This window comes from Paracidobacterium acidisoli, assembly GCF_003428625.2.
GTDB lineage: Bacteria > Acidobacteriota > Terriglobia > Terriglobales > Acidobacteriaceae > Paracidobacterium > Paracidobacterium acidisoli.
This window is the reverse complement of sequence record NZ_QVQT02000002.1, coordinates 532,057-552,574: the sequence shown is the minus strand read 5'-3', so window position 1 is coordinate 552,574 and position 20,518 is coordinate 532,057. Positions and strand designations below refer to the sequence as shown.

Sequence of the window (20,518 nt, the reverse complement as noted above, 5' to 3'; positions counted from 1 at the left end):
GGGGCGATAGGCCTCTGCGCATTCGCATTTCACAGTTCATAAAAAATGAAGAGGGTATCGACGGTGCGATCTGGTGCTGGTCTGGATTTAAGAGCTGTTGTTTTCATTTTTCTCTGCCTTTGTATGACTGGCATCGAATACAGTCATGCAGCACCTGCTCAGAACAAGGCATCGGTGCCGGACCATGTGCATGATGTCTATCCCTTTCTTGGCGTGGACTGGGGCGGCAACACTTTTATCGGTGCTGCTGTGCCCTTTGGCATGGTCAAGCTGGGTCCGGATATGGAGAGTTTTGACGGTCGCCCTTCCGGCTTTGGATATATGAGCGGAGGCCGCATTATAGGCTTCAGCCATCTGCACCTCAGCGGAGCCTCCGGTAAATATGGCAATGTTCTTGTCGCTCCCGTGACCGGTGCACTCGATATCGCCGATATCCGATCGCCGCGCACCGGCGAGGTCAATCATCCCGGTTATTACGCAGCCACATTAACGCGCTATGGCGTGCAGGCCGAGCTGACGTCGACGCGGCGTGTGGGTTTCCACCGCTATACGTTTCCAGCTTCTGCTCAATCGCATCTTACGGTGCGCATCGATCATTGCCTCGACAAGGGACCTGGTTCAGAGTCGCAGCGTTTTTTAGGCGGAGAGGTTCATTTAATTTCCGGTCACGAAGCGGAAGGTATGGGCCGCTATGCAGGCGGCTGGAACAAGGGTGGCGAGTATCGGGTCTACTTCTATATGGTTCTCGATACACCAGCGGCCGGTGCAAGAACGTGGGCTGGTGGTGCGATGACCACTGAAAAAGATGCTGTAATCAATAGCGATCAGCCTCTCGGCCTCACATTCGATTTTCACACCCGCGCTCATCAGACCATTCAGGCAAAGGTCGGCATTTCCTTCATCAGTACGGAGCAGGCTCGCCGGAATGTGCAAATGGAAGCGCCTGGATGGAGCTTCGATACCATCCGCGATGCTTCGGTCCATCTATGGAATCAGGCTCTGTCGAAGATCGATCTGCATGGAGAGACAGATTCAAAGCGCATCCAGTTCTACACCGCGATGTATCACACCATGCTTATGCCCTCCGATCGCACCGGAGAAAATCCTCTCTGGAAATCGAACGAGCCATATTACGACGACTACTATGCGATCTGGGATACATTCCGCAGCTCGGGGCCGCTGCTAACGCTGATCGCTCCGGACAGGCAGCGCGATCTGATCCGTTCGCTCATCGATATCTATCGCCATACCGGTTATATGCCGGATGCCCGCAGCGGTAATGACAATGGCAGGACGCAGGGCGGCAGTAACGCCAATGTCGTTGTTGCTGACGCGTGGGTAAAGGGGCTGAAGGGAATCGATTACCCAACGGCTTTCCAGGCGATGCTGAAGGATGCCTCGGTGCCGCCGGCTAATCCGCAAAAGGAAGGCCGCGGAGGCATCGTTGATTACAACGCGAAAGGTTACATCACGCTGGCTGACGAGCGTTCAGGTTCGCGCACGGTTGAGTATTCCTACGATGATTTTGCCATTGCTGAAGTCGCCTGCGGCTTGAATCATCCCGACGAGGGCAGGCTCTTCGCTGGTCGCGCTCACAATTGGGAACACCTGTGGGACAAGAACCTAACCGTGCAGGGATTCAGTGGTTTTCTTCGCCCACGTAACCCTGATGGAAGCTGGGCAGCGCCTGATATGCAGGTTCGCGGCACCTGGCCGGATTTCTTTTACGAAGGCGACCTGTGGACTTATTCTCTGTATGTTCCTCAGGACGTGCGAAAACTGATCGAATTGTCCGGCGGAGACCAGACTTTCGTGAAGCGGCTGGACAACGTCTTTTATCGAAAGCATTTCGATGTGACCAATGAGCCTGGTTTTCTCATTCCGGTCCTTTATAACTGGGCCGGACGTCCTGACAAGACTGCCGATGTGGTGAATGCGCTTCTCGAAAAGGCGTTCACCGATCAGCGAAGCGGTATTCCGGGCAATGATGATTCAGGCGCCATGTCCAGCTGGTTTATATTTCAGTCGCTTGGTTTTTATCCTGATGCCGGCCAGGACTTCTATCTGATCGGAACGCCCAGCTTCCCCGAGGCGAATATTCATCTTGCTTCCGGAAAGACGCTTCGCATTATTGCTCGCAACCTGGACAGCGAGCACATAAACCATTACATACAGTCTGCAACGCTGAACGGCAAACCGCTTGATACCTCATGGTTCCGGCACAATCAGATTGTCGATGGCGGAACGTTGATCTTCAATATGGGGTCAGCACCTGACAGCTGGGGCACAACCAATCCTCCGCCATCGATGTCAGACGCTGTGTCGCCGCCGTGTGCTGCCGCAAAGTCTCAACAGGAGTAAGTAAGCCGGCTCAGGCGTTGGCCCGAAATATGGCATGTCCTATGGTTCGCGAAAGCGATAACCGATATAGTTATCCGTCAGCAGATATGCAGGATGGGCCGGGTCGTCTTCCAGTTTGCGCCGCAGTTGACTGACGTAGGTGCGCAGATATTCTCTCTCGTTACCGTAATCCGGACCCCATACGAGAGTGAGCAGCCGCTGGTGCGATAGAGGGCGCCCGGCGTGTTGCATAAGCGTATGAAGCAGATCGAACTCCTTCGGCGTCATACGTATCTCTCGATCTTGCCGCATGACACGACGAGTGGCTGGATCAAGGGTGACGTCGTCGACGACGATGGGGCCGTCCAGCGTATCTGCTTTGATCCGGTAGCGGCGGATTGCAGCACGGAGGCGTGCGCTTAACTCCGGAAACTGAAACGGTTTGGTGATGTAGTCATCGCTCCCGGCATCAAGGGCATCGATCTTATCTTTTTCCTGGTCGCGGACGGTGAGCACAAGAATCGGAAGGAATGGATACGCTCGGCGTATTCGGCGACAGGTTTCCATCCCTCCAATGCCGGGCATATTGATGTCAAGAAGTACGGTCTCGATTGTATTGTGGCGCAGTGAGAGCAGAGCGTCCTCGCCTGAAGATGCTTCATGACAACTAAATCCAGCTACATCGAGCGTGCTGTGCAGGCTTTGACGCAAAGCCGGATCGTCTTCCACGATTAATACAGAGCCTGATGCCGTCATGCTGATCTCTCCGTGTCTCCGGGGATTGAAATCACAAATGTCGTGCCGGTTTCTTTGTCGCTCTCGATGGAAATTCTTCCGCCATGTGCCTCCACGGCTCTTTGAGCTACCGAAAGACCGAGGCCTGTGCCGGGAGCGCGATGCTCCACGGATGGGCTGCGATAGAACCGCGTAAAAATCCTGCCTTGCTCTTCGGGTGATATATATGAGCCTTCATTATGGATGCGCAGCGTAATCTGAGATTCTTTAAGCTTCGCCGTAATACTTACAGGCGAACTTTGTGAAGCGTATTTTGCCGCGTTGTCGAGGATCTGAACAATCGCGAGCGACAGTAATCGTGGATCGCATTGGATATTACCGATATTTGAAGCCACGTCGAGAGAGGTATGCCTGGTAGCAAGCCCGGGTTCGCACTCGTCCATCGCGCCCTGAATCAATGTGCGGAGATCAGTTTGCCGTTCACAAAAAACGAAGCGTGATGATGCCGGTTCGGAGGCATGCAGCAGACTGGTGGTCAGCTGACCAAGCCGTGTAGCTTCGCGATTGATAAGGTCAATAAGGCTGATCTGACGATCATTCAAACCACCCGCCGCAAGGAGTCCGGAGCTTGCAACCGTGATGGTGGTAAGAGGCGTTTTGAATGCATGTGCCAGCCCGTCAAGCAACGCAGAGCGCAGCTGCCCGGACTGGTGCTCTGCTTCCAGATTCAGCTCGACAGCGAGCGATCTGGTACGTTCAATTGCCATGGCTGCGATGGAGGCGACAGCGTTGACACTCAATGAGTCCATCGAATGCCCGTATAACATCAGTGCGCCTACCGCGCGGGTTCCGAAGTAAAGGACGCGAAATGACGCATTGCGCGTGGGATCGTCATAGGTTCGCTCATTGAAGTAGACAGCTTTAACGGTGTTCTCCTCGTCCGGAGCCTCTCCGTGACGCGACATCGTATCTTCATATGCATTCCATAAAGCGACGCCCCGCAGCGGAAAGCTTCTTGTAATCAACGCACATAGCTGTCGCTCCGGTGCCTGCTTCCAGTCGAGAAGGAGTGTATCGCGGCAAAGCTCATAGAGTGCTCTCTGCTCTGTGCTTTGCTTTTCCAGCATAGCCTGATGACGATGTGCCCGATGAGAGAGGCGGCTCACGATCAGCGACACGCCTTCAAACGTGGCAAGTGCCACCCAGTTTTCAGAGCGGTCTACGCGAAAGCTGAAAAGTGGCGGGGCAAAGTAGTACTCAAGGCACAGAGTTGCAACAACAGAAACAATGCTTGCCTGTATGAAGCCAGCCTGATCCGCTACCGCCAGAGTGACGAACAGATATACCGAGATGGTGGATGCCAGATTCAGATAACGGTTTGAAACCATGCCGAAAAGAATGAGAAAAGCAGAAGCAAGCAAAACTAAAGCGATGGAACGGATACGCGCATGAGCGGCGACATGCATTTCTTCCATGCAGTATAAGAGCGAAACTCATAAGAAAGTCATATGGAGTTGGCAACGGAGTTGTAAAGGGAACAGGCTGCTCTCTTTTTATGCCTTCCTTGTGGCTCGCGTTTTCTCCTGTAAATGGCGGGTATGAACCGTATGAATACCCGTCAGGAGAACTACATGAATACGCATAAAAACTCAGCGGAGGAATTTCACGGTCTGGCAATTGTTTGTCTGAGAGCACAGCAGACGCAGCAGTCGCTTCATGACGCTGAGAAAAGCCGCGAGCTGCGTTCCGGAGCACATGATCGTAACGCATCGGTGCACAGGCTCCGAGTTACGGGAATCGCGATCGCGATCCTTGCAATGCTTTTCTATTCTGGCCGGTGTTTTGCGCAGTCAACATTTGGAAGTGTGGTAGGAACCGTACAGGATGCCACACAGGCGGTAGTGCCCGGTGCAACTGTGGTACTGCATTCTCTGGATGACAATAGCGACCGATCAACTATATCGAGCGCTACCGGCGACTTTCAGTTCGTGAACCTTAAGCCCGGCCATTATTCCATTGTGTCAAGAGCCGCTGGCTTTGCAGATGCACAGGTTTCGGCCTTCGACCTTACGCCCAGGCAAACGGCGCGTATCAATGTGGTGATGAATGTGCAAAGTGCGCAGCAGACGGTAGAGGTATCCGCTACCGCAACGATGATCAGCACGGACAAGGCCACGCTGGACTCCGCAAAGGATAATTCGGCGATGGTGCAGTTGCCGCTTAACTCACGCGCCTCTTCCTCAAGCCCTCTGGCGACTCTTTCTCTACTGCCAAACGTGCAGCAGGATAATCAGGGAAATATTGCACTCGCCGGCGCCACTGCAAACATGGTGAACTACTCGGTCGATGGCATTTCGACCGCAGACGTGTTTCACAATGGCGCTCTGAAGAATGCATATCCGTCAATGGAAGGCGTGGCGGAAGTAAAGGCCACCGACTTCAACAACAGTGCAGAGTTTGCCCAGGTTGGAGATGTAACGTTCACGACCAAAGGCGGCTCCAACGTGTTTCACGGAAGCCTGTTCGAATATCTGCAGAACGATGCACTGGACGCGGATGTCTATGGATTCGGTACCAAAGCTCCAAAGCGTTATAACGATTTTGGAGGAAGTCTGGGCGGCCCGGTTATCATCCCTCATCTTTATCAGGGCACAGACAAAACATTTTTCTTTATTGATTTTGAAGGGAACCGCAGAAGTACTTCGAACCCGGAATATCTTCTTGTTCCGACGGTTGCGCAGCGCCAGGGTAATCTGAATGGTCTTCCCATCGGATCCGGCGGAAACGGAACTCTGAGTAATCCTTTGCCTGCGGGATATAACTGCTCGGGAGTACCGTTCACGAACAATACAATTCCTTCGCAGTGTATTAACCCAACAGCGCTGGCGCTGCTGAATCATTATTATCCGCTGCCAACACCTGGTCTGGATGGTGCCACTCTTGGTTACAACTATCAGACGCTGGTTCCCATTCCAGGCAGCAGCAATGGGTTCGACGCGCGCATCGATCAGAATATAAACAGCAAACAGCAGATTTATGCACGCATCAGCTGGAAGAATCTGGTGACGAATGTCTTCAACCAACTACTTCCGGATGATGCAGATGAGGAGCATGATCGCAGCTTTCTGGTTTCGCATAATTATGCAATTACTCCGCGGCTGGTCAATGAATTTCGTTTCGGTTTTACCCATTCTTTGATTAACCCGGATTTCCCAATAGAAGGAACGCAGGCGCTGAATGGTCTGGGCTTTGCGACTGGCTCCGCTCCGGGAGAGATCAACACAACCAACCATCCAACACAGGGAGGATTTCCGGCCATTAACTTTTCAGATGGAACGGGATTTTCCACCATCGGGCGGGATATCACAGGCGTACTGCAATCAAATACGAAGCAGCTCACGGACAATATCACGTTAACGAAGGGGCGCCACACTATACGTGCGGGAATCGATTATCGCATCGTCAATTACATAACACCGTCTCTGGAAACGGCCTCCGATGATTTCGGCTTATTTACGTTTAACCAGAATGTCTTTACGGGAAGCTCATTCGGAGATTTGCTGCTTGGGCTGCCCAATACTACATATTTTGCGGTGACCGGACCGCGCGACGACGGAAGCGCCAATCAATTTGGCTTCTATGGGCAGGATCAATGGGAAATCAATAATCACCTTACCGCGAATGCAGGTGTGCGCTACGAATATCTGCCGGGGTTCCAGGATCAGATCGGTAATATGGCTAACTTTCTTTCTGCCACGAATACTGTTGTGATTCCGGACAGGCTGCAGCACGGAATAGGAGCGGTTCCGGCATTTTTGCAGTCGTTCAATTCCTGTTCGCTTCCGGGACGCAATATGAGTATTCCGTGCTCTAACTTTGAGACAGCAAGCCAGGCTCATGTGCCGCAGAGTCTTCGTCAAAACTATAAATACAATTTTGACCCGCGTATCGGTATCGCTTACCGCCCGTTCTCCAACAGCAGAACTGTGATACGTGCCGGCTTTGGTGTGTTTACTGTCACAAATCTTGGACCACTGGCGTTTAATATGTCCAGCAATCCCACGGCTTCAGTTCACACCTATCAAAATAATGTCAATGGCGCGCCTCAATTCCAGTTTCCCATGGTGCTTACCCAGAGCCAGTCTGTGCAGTATGGAGGCGGCGAGCTGGAGCAGGGTGATGCGCCGAATTATCGCGATCCGGAGATTATTCAGTGGAATCTGACTGTAGAGCATGAGATCACCTCTTCCACGGCTGCCCGCGTCAGCTATGTCGGCATGGAAGGACACAGGCAGAATGTGACTATCGATCTGAATCAGGTTCCGGAGAATACTGAAGGCTATAACGTTCCTGCGGGTGGGTGGGTTGATCCGCGCGCACCATTTCAAAACTGGTCAGAGATCTTCCAGTCCGCGAATCTCGGTTCGACTGCTTATCACTCCCTGCAGACAGAGATCTCGCATCGCCTGTCTCACGGTCTGACTTTCCAGGCGGATTACAGCTGGACAAAAAGCCTCAGCGACGTACAGGGCGATGCGCCCAACGGGTTTGCTATTGAGAGTTACTACGGCTATGCGGTTTCTGATCGATTCCATATTCCTGCGGATCGCGGCAACGTAGAGGGAACGCCTCGCCATCGCCTGCTGCTTACGGGGACCTATGAGCTCCCATTCGGTACCGGGCGCGCATGGCGCAGCGGAAACCGGTTCGTGAATGCCGTGGTCGGCGGGTGGAACGTTAACTCGATTACGCTGCTGCAAACGGGACTGTGGCTGACGCCAACGATGAGCCCTGCGCTTGACACTTCGGGCGTTGGCATTGCGCAGCGAGGAACAATTGCACGGCCGGACAGAGTGGCTGGTGTCTCAGCTACTCCGGCTCATCGAAGTGCAGCGCAGTATTTTAATATCAACGCATTCACTACGGACACCGCTCCTGGGCAAACCGGCAATGCATCAGTAGGTTCTGTGGAAGGACCGGGAACGGCAGCCGTTGCTGCAGGTCTGGCGAAGGAGTTTACCCTGCGCGAAAACATGAAGATGCGCTTTGAATCGACATTTACAAATGTGATTAATCGTGCAAACTTTGCCATCCCGGCTACGGATGTCAGTAATCCCTCTACATTTGGTGTGCTGACGTCGGTACAAACGGCGAATAATGCCGGGAACCGCACGGGTCAGGTCGCGTTGAGAATTGATTTCTAGCAATGCGCTTTAATTCATCGAGTCCGATAACCGGAGCAGTCCGTTCAGGTCTGCCGGCTATCGGACTCGGGGTTTTGCGCATGAAAGCGATGCGTCGATTCTTTATCCCGGTTTATTGCCCCTGCTGAATCTCATGAGAGAGATGTTCGTAATCATCCGAGGAAATGAAGTCTGCCTTTGCGTGAATAGCTGCCTTCCACCTCGGCATTACTGCATCAGGAGATCCGAAATTATATTCGGCTTCCCATCCCTGATTATTATCCTGAGTAAAACCGTCGAGGCAGTAAAAGCTCATCAGGTAACCAAGCTTGTGCCCGTAACGCACAAACTGCTTTAGCCGCGCATCCTTTTCTGCGCTCCAGGCGTTGCTGTGCTCTTCTCCGCCTTTCTCCACATAGGACCAGTCGAGACCCCACCACCGGTGATAATTGTCCGCGTGCCCGGTGACGATTTGCTCAGGAGGCACAGATGCAAGGCTATCTATGTACTCCTGTTTCGGAAGGTGATTCGGATTTTCCGCCGGCTTGGTTACTGATCCGAAGACTCGAATTGCTCCCCCGACAGGCAGGTCGTCATAGAAGAACTTCTGCTTGATGTCATTCTGCTTGTCTTCGACCAGCACCATCATTGGGCGCAGCCTGAGCGGAGACTGTTTTGAGAGATCATCGGTTTTAACTGCTGTAGTCAGCCAGTCCTGATAGCGATCCAGAATGGCATTGATTGCCTGCAGATGCTCAGGCGGGTCGTTCTTGATATCCAGATAGAGAGTGACGACAGGCCAGTTTCCCTTATTTCTCTCCTGCAGTGCCTTTTCGATCAGGGGCTTTATCTTCGGGAAGAAATAGCTCTCCAGCGTGGGGTCTTCGCCTGAAGCATTTTTTGCGCCGTGGATCAGCAGCGATTTTCCATCGATCCACGCGAGATCTTCCTCGACAACAAACGGTACGCCGGTTGCAATGGCGCGATCGAGCCGGTCTTCGTACTTACCGTGATCCGGATAAGCATTATGCGCCAGAAGTATGGTTCGCGCTCCCGGCGTCACTGGCCTTTGCGCCTGTACTGTTACTCCGGAAAAGACGGACAATGCTATACACAAAGCTGCAGCTTTCATGACGTCTCCCTGTTATAGAGGTGTTTTTGAAAAGCGATGGCGTGTAATGTGACGAGCTGCGGATGATGTATCCGCAGCCCGTATGGCCCGTTATGATCAAAATTCCAGCTTCAGGCCAAACTGTAATTCACGCGGCGTTCCTGTTCCTGTGGGGCTTGTGTTGTAGGAACTGGAGATGAGGCCGTAGCCATTTGGATTGTCCGCACCGGGCGCCCAGTTCGTGTTCGGCTGCCCATACTGCGCACCATTGAAAACATTGAAGGCCTCTGCGCGAAACGTAAGACCTATCTGATCCGCGAGTGGAAAGTGCTTCGAAAGGGAAGGATCGATCTGCCAGACACCTGGTGCGCGGACTGCATTGCGTCCAAGATTACCCCACGTACCCGTTTGCGGAAGAGCGAAGGCTGCCGGATTCAGCCAGAGATCGGTGGTTTTGTGTCTGGGATAGAGAGGCACTCCCGGAACACGATCGGGACGCTGATTCTGATTCAGCTGATCAGGAAGATCGCTGGTATCGCGATTTACGGTGACATTGAGAGGCAGACCGCTGCGTGCAGACAGGATCGTGCTTAGCTGCCATCCTCCGATGAACGTGTTTGTGAAGCGGGATACGCCCCCCAGAAATGCATGCCCTCTCCCAATGGGGAGCTGCCATACGGAACTCGCCGTGAAGTAGTGACGCATGTCCTGATCACTCGATGCGCGCTCACAACGCAGACAGTTGATGTTTTGCGGTGTGTCCGATTCGCCACCGCCGATGCCGCCATTGTTGATCGAGTGAGAGAACTCGTAATTGAGCGAGAGCAGCAGGCCCGTTGAAAAGTTGCGCTGAAGACTCGCCTGAAACGCATTTGTACTGGCGTGGTTTGTAAATTCCTTGTATTCGAAACCGGGAGCAAAGCCGGGGTAGGGAAGCAGTCCGGTAACGGGATTTACGCCATTGATCGCTGTGTCATTGAAGACGTGTTCGACTGCGGTCCCGAAATAAGCTGCCTGAAAGATAGTCTGACGCGCAACCTGCTGCTGAATCGACAGCGTCCACTCGTTTGACGCGGTGTCTTTACGGTGGATGTCTGCACCTGTAGGACTGTTGCTGGACTGTCCGACGCCTGAATCGGGATATACAGGGTAGCTGACGTTATAAAGCGTGTAATCAGTGCTGATGTTGCCGATGGGGTCACCAAGGCTGCCAAACTGGCCGTTGCCGTAGTAGATGCCGAAGCCGGCTCGTATCGCTGTCTTGCCGTGCAGAGCTTCAGGAGCCCATGCCACGCTGATGCGCGGAGAAAAATCCAGAAGATTGGGATAATACCAGGGAACTGACTTAGGGCAGATCACATCGGGACAATGCAGCGGATCAACACTGACACCTCGTCCCTGAACCTCGTGATCCTGACCGAAATATTCATAGCGGAGCCCCACATTCATATTCAGGGTCTGGCTTGCCTTGAACTGATCGAGGACGTAGAGGTATGTCTCCTTCATGCGAGCGCCGGTTAACGGGTTGGCGCCGCGGTAGTAATCGGAGTCAATGGCATTATTCAGAAAATCCTGAGTACTGTTATAGGTCAGTTCCCAGTCCGGGCTGTTCGGCGATGCCTTGTTCTCCTGCATGGCGAGAAATGTTATGCCCGCCTTGATGGTGTGCCGTCCGTGCTGAAAGGTGGCGTCGTCGATAAAGGAAAAGGTATTGTCGTTGCGCGTAGTTCCGCTGGAGGTGTCGAGCGTAACGAAAGGAGAGATGGATAATAAAAACGGGAGTGGGGTAGTCTGCCCTTCCAGCGATACCGTCCGATTGAAACCGTATCTGAAGTCATTCAGAAAAGTGGGGGAGAAAGTATTTTGCAGACCGATGACGGCACTAGGCTCGCTTTCATTATGAAAGCCTGTGAGAGGGTTGATGTGATCGGGTTTTGACTGAGTGAATGCATCCGTATTGAAGCGTGCGAAGGCACTCATTTTATCGTTGATGTGCCAGTCTGCGCGCGCCAGTCCTGAGTTCTCCTGCGTCACCTGAGGCCCGCTTCCGAACCATCTTGTGACTTCGGCACTGTAAGGTACCTGGCCAAGGGGAAAAGCATCGATGAGAGGCGCCAGTATGGGCTGATCTGCCGCTACCTCTGCGCGAAAGCTTGTGCTGGGTACAAATCCGCTGAGAACCTGATTAATGTCCTGACGCAATCCTTCGTAGTTAACAAAGAAGAATAGTTTTTTCTTCAATATTGGCCCGCCAAGATTCGCTCCGAAATCGTTGTACTTCAAAGCGGGGAGCTGGCCAGCCGAGTCCCAGGGAGAAGCATCGAAGATACTGTTGCGAATGAACTCCCAGGCAGCGCCGGTGAATTTATCGCCTCCCGTTTTAGAGGAGACTTCAATCTGCCCGCCAGGAGCGCCGCCCTGGTCTGCGCTGTAGGCAACGCTGTTTGCTCGAAATTCCGCAATAGCCTCAGTGGAAACGAGCAGGCGCATATTGACGTCGACGAATGAGTTGTTGATACCGGAATTGTCGACTCCATCCAGATGCCAGACATTGTCTTCATCGGACAGTCCTGCAAAGCGAACATCCTGCATCTGTCCCGTGCCCGAATCAATCGCTCCCGGAATCAAAGAAATCAATCCAGTGAAGCTGCGCCCATTGATGGGCAGATCAGTCGCCTGCTGGCCATGGACGACGCCACCGATTTCTCCCGAGGATCTGGACAGACCGGAGTCGGGCTGCACATTGATCTCTGTAACGCCGCCCGCTACAGAGAGCCTTGCGTCGAGCGTCCGGATCTGTCCCACGTCGAGGGCGACGTTGTTAAACCGAAGCGTTGTAAAACCCTGTGCTTCGATGCTTACCTGATACGTTCCTGTTTCGAGAGACGGCGCGCTGTAAACACCGGACTTATTTGTGCTGACAAATGTTTCCAGACCGGTTCGAAACGATGTGATTGCAAGTTCCGCTCCTGCGATTCTTCTGCCGGAGGGGTCGGTAATGGTGCCCGTTAAAGTACCGCGGTCGGTCTGCGCCATCACTGGCAATGATGCGAGCAGGAGAAATAACAACAGCTTCTTCATCACAGTCCTTCTTTCCTTCGTTGTGGTTCGTACGCAGAGCTGCGGTAACGCAGCATAATGTCAGGCCCGATCCGGTGTTACTGTGTGCGCCGCCACGCTCTGAGCGCCTCTGCAAGTGCGGCCCTGGCCGCAGGCAAACAGTCGTGCGGTGTGGACGTAGAGAATCGGAATGAGCGGCTGAAGTTCCGTGCCGTACAAAAGAGCTACTGCGGCTTCAGCTCGACCACAAGCAATCCCGGCCAGGGAGTCTGTGTGAGGCACCAGCACGCTCTCGGCTGATGACTCACGATGTGGAGTCATTCAAGCCGACGAACCTTAGCTCAGCCTTAGAAAAGCGGAATTGTCATGCAGGATTTATGGCGCAGCAGCGAACTTTTTATATTCACTGGCGTTTATTACGCGGTGTCCATCTCATTGCAAGATGCGGCGTTGGTGCCATTCATCACGCGGAGAGCGTATGAAGCCGGATTATGTCGAGCGGTGAGGATGGCGTGAGGAGAGTTTCAAATGGTGACGGCTTTTAACTTGGGCAATTCAGAAGAAAATACGTGCGACTGTTCAGGTATGGAGACGGTAAAGGTTGTGCCAACTCCAACAGAAGAAGTCACACGGATCGTCGCATTGTGAGCTTCCACAATCCATTTGGCGATTGCTAATCCAAGCCCGCTGCTTCCGTCATCCTGATTGCGAGACTCGTCCACTCTGTAAAAGCGGTCGAAAATTCGCGACAGTGCATCCGGTGGAATTCCAATTCCGGTGTCGCCTACACTGAGCTCAAATCGATCGCCTGCCTTTTCCAGGTCAACAAAGATTGTGCCTGCCTCAGGGGTATATTTGATGGCGTTGTCGAGCAGGATATTGAGCAAACGGCGAAGCATCGAGATATCGCCTCGCGTCCAGGCATTTCTGCAGAGATGGGAACGGAGCGTCTGATGCTTTGTCTCAGCATTTGCACGCAGGTGCTCACAGACCTCCAGGCTGATCTCAGACAGATCGACAGGCTCCCATTCTATATTTCGCTGGATGATATCGGCGCGGGCAGCGGCGAGCAGATCATCAAGAAGCCGTGACGTGGTATGGCATTCCATGGCGATGGTGCTCAGAGCTTCCCGATAATCGTCTTCGGTGCGATTTCTTCTGAGAGCAAACTCTGCCGTTGTCCTCATCACGGTGACAGTGGTGCGCAGGTCGTGCGAGATATCGCTCGTGAATTGTGTCAGCCGTCTGACAGCCGCTTCCAGACGCGCCAGGAGATCGTTCCATGTTTCTGCCAGAACCTGAAGTTCATCACCGGTCTTTGGAACTGGAAGACGATGCTTCAGATCCTGAATTCCGATTGTGCGCGCCTCGCTGGTGATGCGATGAACGGGCTTCAAAGCACGATGGCTGAGGAGAAATCCGCCGGCCACGGACGCGAAAAGTAACAGAGGGCAGGAGATCAGATAGGAATTTCGTATCAGGCGTACGACATCGGAGTGTTCATCGGTGGTTCCCGCTATGGAAAGCCGTACCTGCTGACCATCAAGTGTCACAACGTGATTCAACGTACGAATGGTATGACCGGCCTTCTGAACAACAGCAGCGCATGGATGAACGCACGTACCTCCGGGCCAGTCTACTTTGTAGATATCGGGGCCAGGAGAGGAGTAGAGAAGGTTTCCATGGAGATCGTACACCTGAATCGTATCTGATTCTGCAATAGCGACGCTGAGCTGATGGAGCTTCTCTGCGAGAGTCGGAGAGGTATCATGTTTCGGCCATGTGTTGACGAAAGCGATGAGTCTCTCCTCACGCTTTACCATCGTTTGCTCTCTGGAACTGGCAAGCACGCTGCTGAAGTACCAGTAGGTGAAGATGCCGAGACAGATCATCGACGTCAGCATGAAGACGGCATATAGAAGCGCCAGACGGATACGCAATGAGCGAACAGAAAATGTCATTCAGAATGTTCCAGCAAATATCCAAGAGACCGTATTGTGCGGATCGAGCTTGGTTGCTCCTTCCGGTTAATCTTCTGCCTCAGACTGTGCATATAGAAGTCGACTGTGTTGTCTCTTACATCTGCGTCGTATCCCCAGCCGGCCTGAATGATCTGATCACGCGTTACCACCTGATTTACGCGTCGCATAAGTAATTCCAGAATTACATATTCCTTCCTGGTGAGCTCGATCTGCTCTTCACCTCGCGACGCTGTCCTGTTGTTCCTGTCCAGGATCAGATTTCCAACAGAAAGCTGAACTTGTTGCGGGATATGACCACGCCGCCCCACTGCGCGAACGCGGGCAAGGAAAACCTCAAGCTGAAAAGGCTTGGTGAGGTAATCGTCTGCGCCCAGATCCAGGCCGTGAACGATATCCATCATGGAGTCTTTGGCCGTCAGCATCAGAATTGGAACGGCGCGCCTTGCGGTGCGGGCATGCTTCAGAATGCTGAATCCATCGACACCGGGCAGCATAACGTCGAGAACAACGACGTCAAAGTGCTCACTCGTTACGAGGTCGCGCCCCTCATCGCCTCGATAAGACAATTCCACCTGATGGCCATCTTCAAGCAGGCCTTTCCTGAGAATGTTAGCGATACGCGCATCGTCTTCAATGACAAGAACATTCATAGAGCGTAATCAGAACCGGTGAATATGAAAATTTCACTGAAGCAGTGTGAATCTTGGATGACAGCTCGACTTTTCTAATGTTGGTCTAAGGTTCCCCGGCTTGAATAGCCCTACTGCAACCGCTCTCAACATCGTTCCGATGCAGGTCTTTCGATGATGTCTGAAATCGACAGAGATCTCAAAAGACGCTGCTCTGCAGGGCAAACACTCGACGCCGCCAGTTCAAACGTTGACTTAAATCAGGAAGGGAACCGAAGTGTCTCAATTCATCGTAAGAAGTGCTCTCGCATGCATGCTGATGTTTAACCTTGTCCCGGCCACGCTGCACGCACAAAAGACTCCGCCGCAGGATCCATCCACCTACATGCACGTGCACGCCCCCTTCGCACAGACCCTGGTCGACAGCGTGAAGGCGCATCACGACGACATCGTGAAGCTCGGTATCCACGCAGTGCCCCCAGGCGAAACCGACAACGTCATTATCGCGAACATCACACGCTCTAAAAATGGCAAGAAATCATCCGCAGGCGATCTGAAAAAACTGGCTACCGGTGAGCCGACTGCCGTTCGTGTGGAGAAGGATCAGATCTTCGATTTGTTGATCCCGATGACCGATGCGAGCGGAGGAGACCTTGGAGGCGGATTTGTTGTGATGGAAGTTCCTTTCTCCAAAGCGAACAACGAGCAGGAAGCACTGAAGATCGGTGTTGCGATTCGCGATGAAATTCAGGCCCGGATTCCAAACAAGGCCGCCCTGTATCAGCCCTGATAACGGGTCACAAACAAAAAGGAAAGAGGGACTTTTATGAAGAGGCTGCTCCTGTTTCTCCTGCTTGCGTCATTGCCTGTGATGGCCCAGACCGATCGCGGAACCATCACGGGCACTGTGACCGACCCGTCCGGAAGAAGGGTTGTCAATGCGGATGTTCTGATTCGATCGAACGCGACCGGTGTGGAGACCCCGGTTAAAACCAATAATGCCGGCGTGTATACGGCAACATCGCTGTCTACGGGAGACTACGACGTCTCTGTCGAAGCAGATGGATTTGCATCGCTGCGTTTTGAGCACGTGGGCCTTGATGTGGGCCAGGTTCGCACGCTGGATGCAAAGCTGTCTGTTACGGGCGGGTCGGTGCAGGTGAACGTCCGCGCTGATTCCGGTCTGTCCAAATCGTCGATTGAAATCGGCGGCGTGATCAACGGAAGACAGGCGCAGGACCTTCCTTTGAATGGCCGCAGTTACGTAGGCCTGGTTTCGCTTGCACCGGGCATGATTGACTCCGGTACAGGCACACAGCAGGACGTGCGTGCTGCAGGCCTTTCGGACGAAGACAATACATGGCACCTCGACGGTGTCGATAATTCAGGCATTAACCATCAGTATCAGAAGGTAGACCTGCACCTGCAGGTGTCGACGGAGGCTATCGCAGAGTTTCGCGCAAATGGCGTTGCCTATAGTGCCGATCAGGGCGGCTCGGTTGGAGGCCAGATTGAAATCGTCTCTAAAAGTGGTGGAGATGTCTATCATGGCGCCGCGTGGGAATTTATTCGCAATAACGTCTTTGACGCCAGCCCATGGAATGCTCAGGGTACGCTTCCCGCGCTGCGTCTGAATAATTTTGGCGCGAACATCGGCGGCCCGATCGTGAAGAAGAAGCTCTTCTTCTTTGCCAATTATGAAGCTCTCAGACAGAACCTGAATCAGACACTGAGCGGCACCGTTCCGAGCACGGCGTATCGGGCACAGGTTGCGGCTGAACAGCCGGTGCTGGCCCCTCTGATCAATGCGTTTCCCATCGGCCTGGTTCCGGTTGCCGGCTCCGTCGACCAGATGACGTGGTACGGCAGCGGACCCGAGGTGACACATGAGGATTCGGGACTGGTCCGTGCGGACTATCACATCAATGACCGGATGAACGCCTTTGTGCGTTTCAACACGGATCATTACACGGAAACAGCACCGGATACCTTTACTCCGTCGACTGCGTTCAACGATCTGAATACACCGAACGCCACGATCGGCATACAGAATACATTCACGCCGACTTTCCTGAATGATGCAAGATACGGATTTGACCGTGCCGAATTTGCTCAGGGGCAAGATACACCATTTCTGTTTGCACTGCAGATCGCGCCTTTCACTGGAATAGATACTCCCAGCGGGTCTGTGCGCAACGATAACTCCTTTACCGGCATCGATGACGCCACGCTGCTGCGCGGCAGGCACACGATCAAGATGGGCATCACCGTACGCCGGGTACAGGAAAACAAGGCGTCTCCGAATACTCCCGATGAGACGATTTCCTATCAGGGCCCGGAGCAGAAGGGTACTCCGGACGATTTCCTCAAAAATCTGATCGATTCCGACAGCTATGCCGGCGCTGTTCCGGTAACCGGGCAGCGGCTCACGGAATATTTCGGATACGTTCTGGATCAGTTCAAGCTGGGCTCGACGCTGAACCTGAACGTTGGACTGCGCTATGAGAATTTTGGAGTGGATCACGAAGTTCTGGGGCGTGGCCTTAACGTTGATCCAATCAACTGCCCGAATGTGGTCTGCCCTTCCAACATACCCTGGTACTACCAGAGCAACCTCGAATTTTCGCCGCGTGTCGGCGTGATCTGGTCGCCGGCAATCTTCAACGGGAAAACTGTCTTTCGCAGCGGCTTTGGTATTTATGACGGCTTCGGTCAGTTTGGAGGCTTGGGACAGCCGATCGGCAACCTGGCTACAAAATATACTTTGACGCAGGCGCAGGCGCCGGGCTTCGGCTATCCGGTTCCATCGGGGCTGGGCGTTGCGACGCACAGCAACAGCCCGGCAGGCGCATCCATTCATCGCAAGATCACATCGGTGAATGAATGGACACTCTCGGTTCAGCAGGAAGTAGCTCGTCAGACCATCGCCCAGGTGGCTTATTTCGGCACCAGAGCGACACACGTTTTTTCGAGCATTACTCTGAACGGGATCATCAATCAGGCGACCAATGCGCGCACTTACGCAGGCTACTCGACCATCCCTTATCAAAACAGTTCCGCTGACGCGTATACACATGCATTGCAGGCCAGTATTCAGCGTAACTTCTCAACCGGCTGGATGCTCTCTGCAAATTATGAGTGGTCGCATTCCATCGATGATGGCGGTATCGGCGGCGGCGAGGCGGACACACCGCAGAACAACAACTGTCTCGCCTGTGAGCGTTCTTCGAGCGACCAGGATGTTCGCTCATATTTCAGGATGAGCACCATCTATCAGCTTCCTTTTGGCAGAGGGCGCGCTTTTCTGAACAACTCTTCCCGAATTACAGATCTCTTCCTTGGCGGCTGGCAGTTGAGCGGCATCGCTTCCGCCCGCAGCGGTCTTCCTGTGAATATCACAATGAGCCGTTCGGCGACTGCATTGCCGGATGAGATCAACAAAGGGCAACGCCCAAATCGCGTTCCAGGCGTGCCCCTTTATCCCTCGCATAAGACGACCCAGGAGTGGCTGAATGCGAATGCATTGACGACTCCTGCATCCGGCACGTGGGGAAACCTTGGGCGCAATGCGGTCCGTGCCCCTGGTATCTGGCAGATCGATCCGGCGCTCACAAAGCGCTTTGCTCTCACAGAGCGGGTCGGCCTGAACTTCCGTGCGGAGGCCTTTAACGTCCTGAACCGTGCGCAGTATGGCACGCCGGCTTCTACCTTCGGATCGGGAACCTACGGTCTTATCACGAAAGCCTACAGCACAAACGCCACCGGAACAGGAACTCCCCGCGAGCTGCAGTTCAGCCTGAAGGCGGAATTCTGATTTAGAAACCTCTGGAGGGGCTGCGCAGCTTTTCTGCGGAGCCCCATTCATTCAGCCCTGGGAACGAATCTCGCTTTTCAAGGGCTCGATCAGATGGAAAGGCAGGATCATGAAGCAATCTGCAGTTCTTGTGGCACTCATTCTGAGCTGCTGTTTCAGCGCTCAGGCGGCGGACTACAAAGTACAGACGCGGTATCCCGTTCCGGGCAATGAGGGATGGGATTACATCTCAATTGACAGCACAGCACGCCGTCTTTATGTCTCACACAGTGTGCGTGTCAATGTTCTCGATGCGGATACGGGGACAGTAGTCGGCACAATCGAAGACACACCGGGCATCCACGGAATTGCGATTGCTTCGAAGCTGAAGCACGGCTTCACCAGCAATGGTAAGGAAGATAAAGTCACCATGTTCGATACGGGGACGCTGTCGGTCATAAAGAAGATCGATGTCGGCAAGGGACCTGACGGTATCTATTTTGATCCCGGATCGCAGCGCGTATTTACGAACAATCACCACTCTCACGACATTACCGCTATCGATGCAGCAACCGGCAATGTGACTGGAACAGTGGACGTCGGCGGCAATGGAGAGGGAGCTGCCGTAGGTAAGGATGGCCTCATTTATGTCGCTCTCGAAGATAAAAATGAGGTTGCAGTCTTCGATCCGAAGACTCTTGAAGTGAAACAGCACTTTCCGCTTGAAGATGTGAAAGCGCCCACGGGCCTCGCGGTCGATGCGAAAAGCGATCGGGTCTTCGTCGGCGGCCACAACAAAACCATGGAGGTGCTGGATGGGACAAGCGGCAAGAAAATCGCCAGCCTTCCTACCGGGTCCGGTACCGACGCCGCCGGCTTTGATGCAAAAAAGCGTCTCATCTTTTTCTCGAACGGTGAGGGTAATCTGACCGTTATTCGGGAGAAGTCTGCGAATGACTATGCCGCGGAAGACTCGGTGACAACCCAGCCCAGTGCAAAAACAATGGCATTCGATTCGAAGACGGGAAAGATATTTCTTTCTGCGGCGACTGTCGTATCGACTCCATCCGCCGATCCGGCGCAAAAGCCAAAGAAGACGATCACCGATGGCACCTTCTGCGTTCTGGTCGTCGGCAAATAGCGCCATCATCGCATAACAGCACCGTTCTCGGGAAAATTGTTATCAGGATGAATCTCGATGCAGCGTAGTTCAGTCATAAAAGCGATAAGAGTAACCCATCGATATCTTGGGTTGTTATTTGCCCCGGCAATTGTTTTTTTTGCCTTCAGCGGCGCAATGCAGGTTATGGGCTGGCATCAGACGACTCGCGGAAGCAGCTATGTTCCCCCGAGATGGATTGTAGAGATGGCGCAGATTCATAAGAAGCAGACGCTTGCGCTCCCCGCTCCAAAAGCACAAAAGCCGGCAGACGATGCCGGAGATACTCGAAATGCACCAATGCCCAGGAAGCCGAAAGAGTCAGGGTCGAAATTTGTAATGCAGTGTTTTGTATTTGTTATGTCGATAGCCCTGGCTGCGACGACCCTCCTAGGTATTGTTATGGCTTTTCTATACGGCGGAGACCGCAGGATTACGTGTTTGGCCGTACTGGCCGGAATGTTATTTCCACTTGCCATACTGTTTCTGTAGCTACAGGCATCGATCCATCCGCTATCAAGTTAAC

Annotated in this window: 12 protein-coding genes; 6 read left to right on the top strand and 6 right to left on the bottom strand. The window is 53.3% G+C overall.

Annotation, left to right across the window (positions count from 1 at the left end):
• Positions 1–45: 45 nt before the first annotated feature.
• Positions 46–2,361: a GH92 family glycosyl hydrolase gene (locus D0Y96_RS06165; RefSeq protein WP_252263515.1), complete on the top strand. Its 2,316-nt coding sequence runs from the start codon at positions 46–48 to the stop codon at positions 2,359–2,361.
• A gap of 39 nt (positions 2,362–2,400) precedes the next feature.
• Here the strand turns inward: D0Y96_RS06165 and D0Y96_RS06160 are convergent, their stop codons facing one another.
• Both D0Y96_RS06160 and D0Y96_RS06155 read right to left on the bottom strand, forming a co-directional pair.
• Positions 2,401–3,096, bottom strand: coding sequence for a response regulator transcription factor (locus tag D0Y96_RS06160; protein WP_117298457.1), 696 nt, complete (start codon positions 3,094–3,096; stop codon positions 2,401–2,403).
• Positions 3,093–4,541: a sensor histidine kinase gene (locus tag D0Y96_RS06155; RefSeq protein WP_158562248.1), complete on the bottom strand. Its 1,449-nt coding sequence runs from the start codon at positions 4,539–4,541 to the stop codon at positions 3,093–3,095. The genes D0Y96_RS06160 and D0Y96_RS06155 overlap by 4 nt, the downstream gene beginning before the upstream one ends.
• A gap of 165 nt (positions 4,542–4,706) precedes the next feature.
• On the opposite strand from D0Y96_RS06155, the gene D0Y96_RS06150 reads away from it, so the two are divergent.
• Entirely contained in the window at positions 4,707–8,279 is a 3,573-nt protein-coding gene (locus tag D0Y96_RS06150; RefSeq protein ID WP_252263514.1) for a TonB-dependent receptor, read from the top strand.
• Positions 8,280–8,391: 112 nt separating this feature from the next.
• Here the strand turns inward: D0Y96_RS06150 and D0Y96_RS06145 are convergent, their stop codons facing one another.
• From D0Y96_RS06145 to D0Y96_RS06130, 4 genes are all read right to left on the bottom strand, one after another.
• Complete coding sequence (locus D0Y96_RS06145) at positions 8,392–9,390, bottom strand: hypothetical protein (protein WP_147324935.1); 999 nt, start codon at positions 9,388–9,390, stop codon at positions 8,392–8,394.
• Between the two features lie 96 nt (positions 9,391–9,486).
• Positions 9,487–12,450, bottom strand: coding sequence for a TonB-dependent receptor (locus tag D0Y96_RS06140; protein ID WP_117298454.1), 2,964 nt, complete (start codon positions 12,448–12,450; stop codon positions 9,487–9,489).
• A gap of 503 nt (positions 12,451–12,953) precedes the next feature.
• Entirely contained in the window at positions 12,954–14,390 is a 1,437-nt protein-coding gene (locus D0Y96_RS06135) for an ATP-binding protein (RefSeq protein ID WP_117298453.1), read from the bottom strand.
• The gene (locus tag D0Y96_RS06130; protein ID WP_117298452.1) at positions 14,387–15,061 is read right to left on the bottom strand and encodes a response regulator transcription factor; all 675 of its coding nucleotides are present in this window, start codon (positions 15,059–15,061) and stop codon (positions 14,387–14,389) included. The genes D0Y96_RS06135 and D0Y96_RS06130 overlap by 4 nt, the downstream gene beginning before the upstream one ends.
• A gap of 298 nt (positions 15,062–15,359) precedes the next feature.
• Between D0Y96_RS06130 and D0Y96_RS06125 the strand changes: the two genes are divergently transcribed.
• The 4 genes from D0Y96_RS06125 to D0Y96_RS06110 all read left to right on the top strand — a co-directional run bounded on the left by D0Y96_RS06125 (position 15,360) and on the right by D0Y96_RS06110 (position 20,484).
• Positions 15,360–15,830, top strand: coding sequence for a hypothetical protein (locus tag D0Y96_RS06125; RefSeq protein WP_252263513.1), 471 nt, complete (start codon positions 15,360–15,362; stop codon positions 15,828–15,830).
• 36 nt (positions 15,831–15,866) lie between these two features.
• A complete protein-coding gene (locus tag D0Y96_RS06120) occupies positions 15,867–18,854 on the top strand; it encodes a TonB-dependent receptor (protein WP_117298450.1) in 2,988 nt (995 codons plus the stop codon).
• A gap of 109 nt (positions 18,855–18,963) precedes the next feature.
• A complete protein-coding gene (locus tag D0Y96_RS06115) occupies positions 18,964–19,974 on the top strand; it encodes a YncE family protein (protein ID WP_117298449.1) in 1,011 nt (336 codons plus the stop codon).
• Between the two features lie 57 nt (positions 19,975–20,031).
• Complete coding sequence (locus D0Y96_RS06110; protein ID WP_117298448.1) at positions 20,032–20,484, top strand: hypothetical protein; 453 nt, start codon at positions 20,032–20,034, stop codon at positions 20,482–20,484.
• Positions 20,485–20,518: the final 34 nt, after the last annotated feature.

What these genes read in the sequence shown, in the direction of transcription:
- D0Y96_RS06145 (WP_147324935.1), bottom strand. Translation starts at nt 9,390, where the DNA reads ATGAAAGCTGCAGCTTTGTGTATAGCATTGTCCGTCTTTTCCGGAGTA.
- D0Y96_RS06160 (WP_117298457.1), bottom strand. Translation starts at nt 3,096, where the DNA reads ATGACGGCATCAGGCTCTGTATTAATCGTGGAAGACGATCCGGCTTTG.
- D0Y96_RS06135 (WP_117298453.1), bottom strand. Translation starts at nt 14,390, where the DNA reads ATGACATTTTCTGTTCGCTCATTGCGTATCCGTCTGGCGCTTCTATAT.
- D0Y96_RS06140 (WP_117298454.1), bottom strand. Translation starts at nt 12,450, where the DNA reads ATGAAGAAGCTGTTGTTATTTCTCCTGCTCGCATCATTGCCAGTGATG.
- D0Y96_RS06125 (WP_252263513.1), top strand. Translation starts at nt 15,360, where the DNA reads ATGTTTAACCTTGTCCCGGCCACGCTGCACGCACAAAAGACTCCGCCG.
- D0Y96_RS06110 (WP_117298448.1), top strand. Translation starts at nt 20,032, where the DNA reads ATGCAGCGTAGTTCAGTCATAAAAGCGATAAGAGTAACCCATCGATAT.
- D0Y96_RS06150 (WP_252263514.1), top strand. Translation starts at nt 4,707, where the DNA reads ATGAATACGCATAAAAACTCAGCGGAGGAATTTCACGGTCTGGCAATT.
- D0Y96_RS06165 (WP_252263515.1), top strand. Translation starts at nt 46, where the DNA reads ATGAAGAGGGTATCGACGGTGCGATCTGGTGCTGGTCTGGATTTAAGA.
- D0Y96_RS06130 (WP_117298452.1), bottom strand. Translation starts at nt 15,061, where the DNA reads ATGAATGTTCTTGTCATTGAAGACGATGCGCGTATCGCTAACATTCTC.
- D0Y96_RS06120 (WP_117298450.1), top strand. Translation starts at nt 15,867, where the DNA reads ATGAAGAGGCTGCTCCTGTTTCTCCTGCTTGCGTCATTGCCTGTGATG.
- D0Y96_RS06155 (WP_158562248.1), bottom strand. Translation starts at nt 4,541, where the DNA reads ATGCATGTCGCCGCTCATGCGCGTATCCGTTCCATCGCTTTAGTTTTG.
- D0Y96_RS06115 (WP_117298449.1), top strand. Translation starts at nt 18,964, where the DNA reads ATGAAGCAATCTGCAGTTCTTGTGGCACTCATTCTGAGCTGCTGTTTC.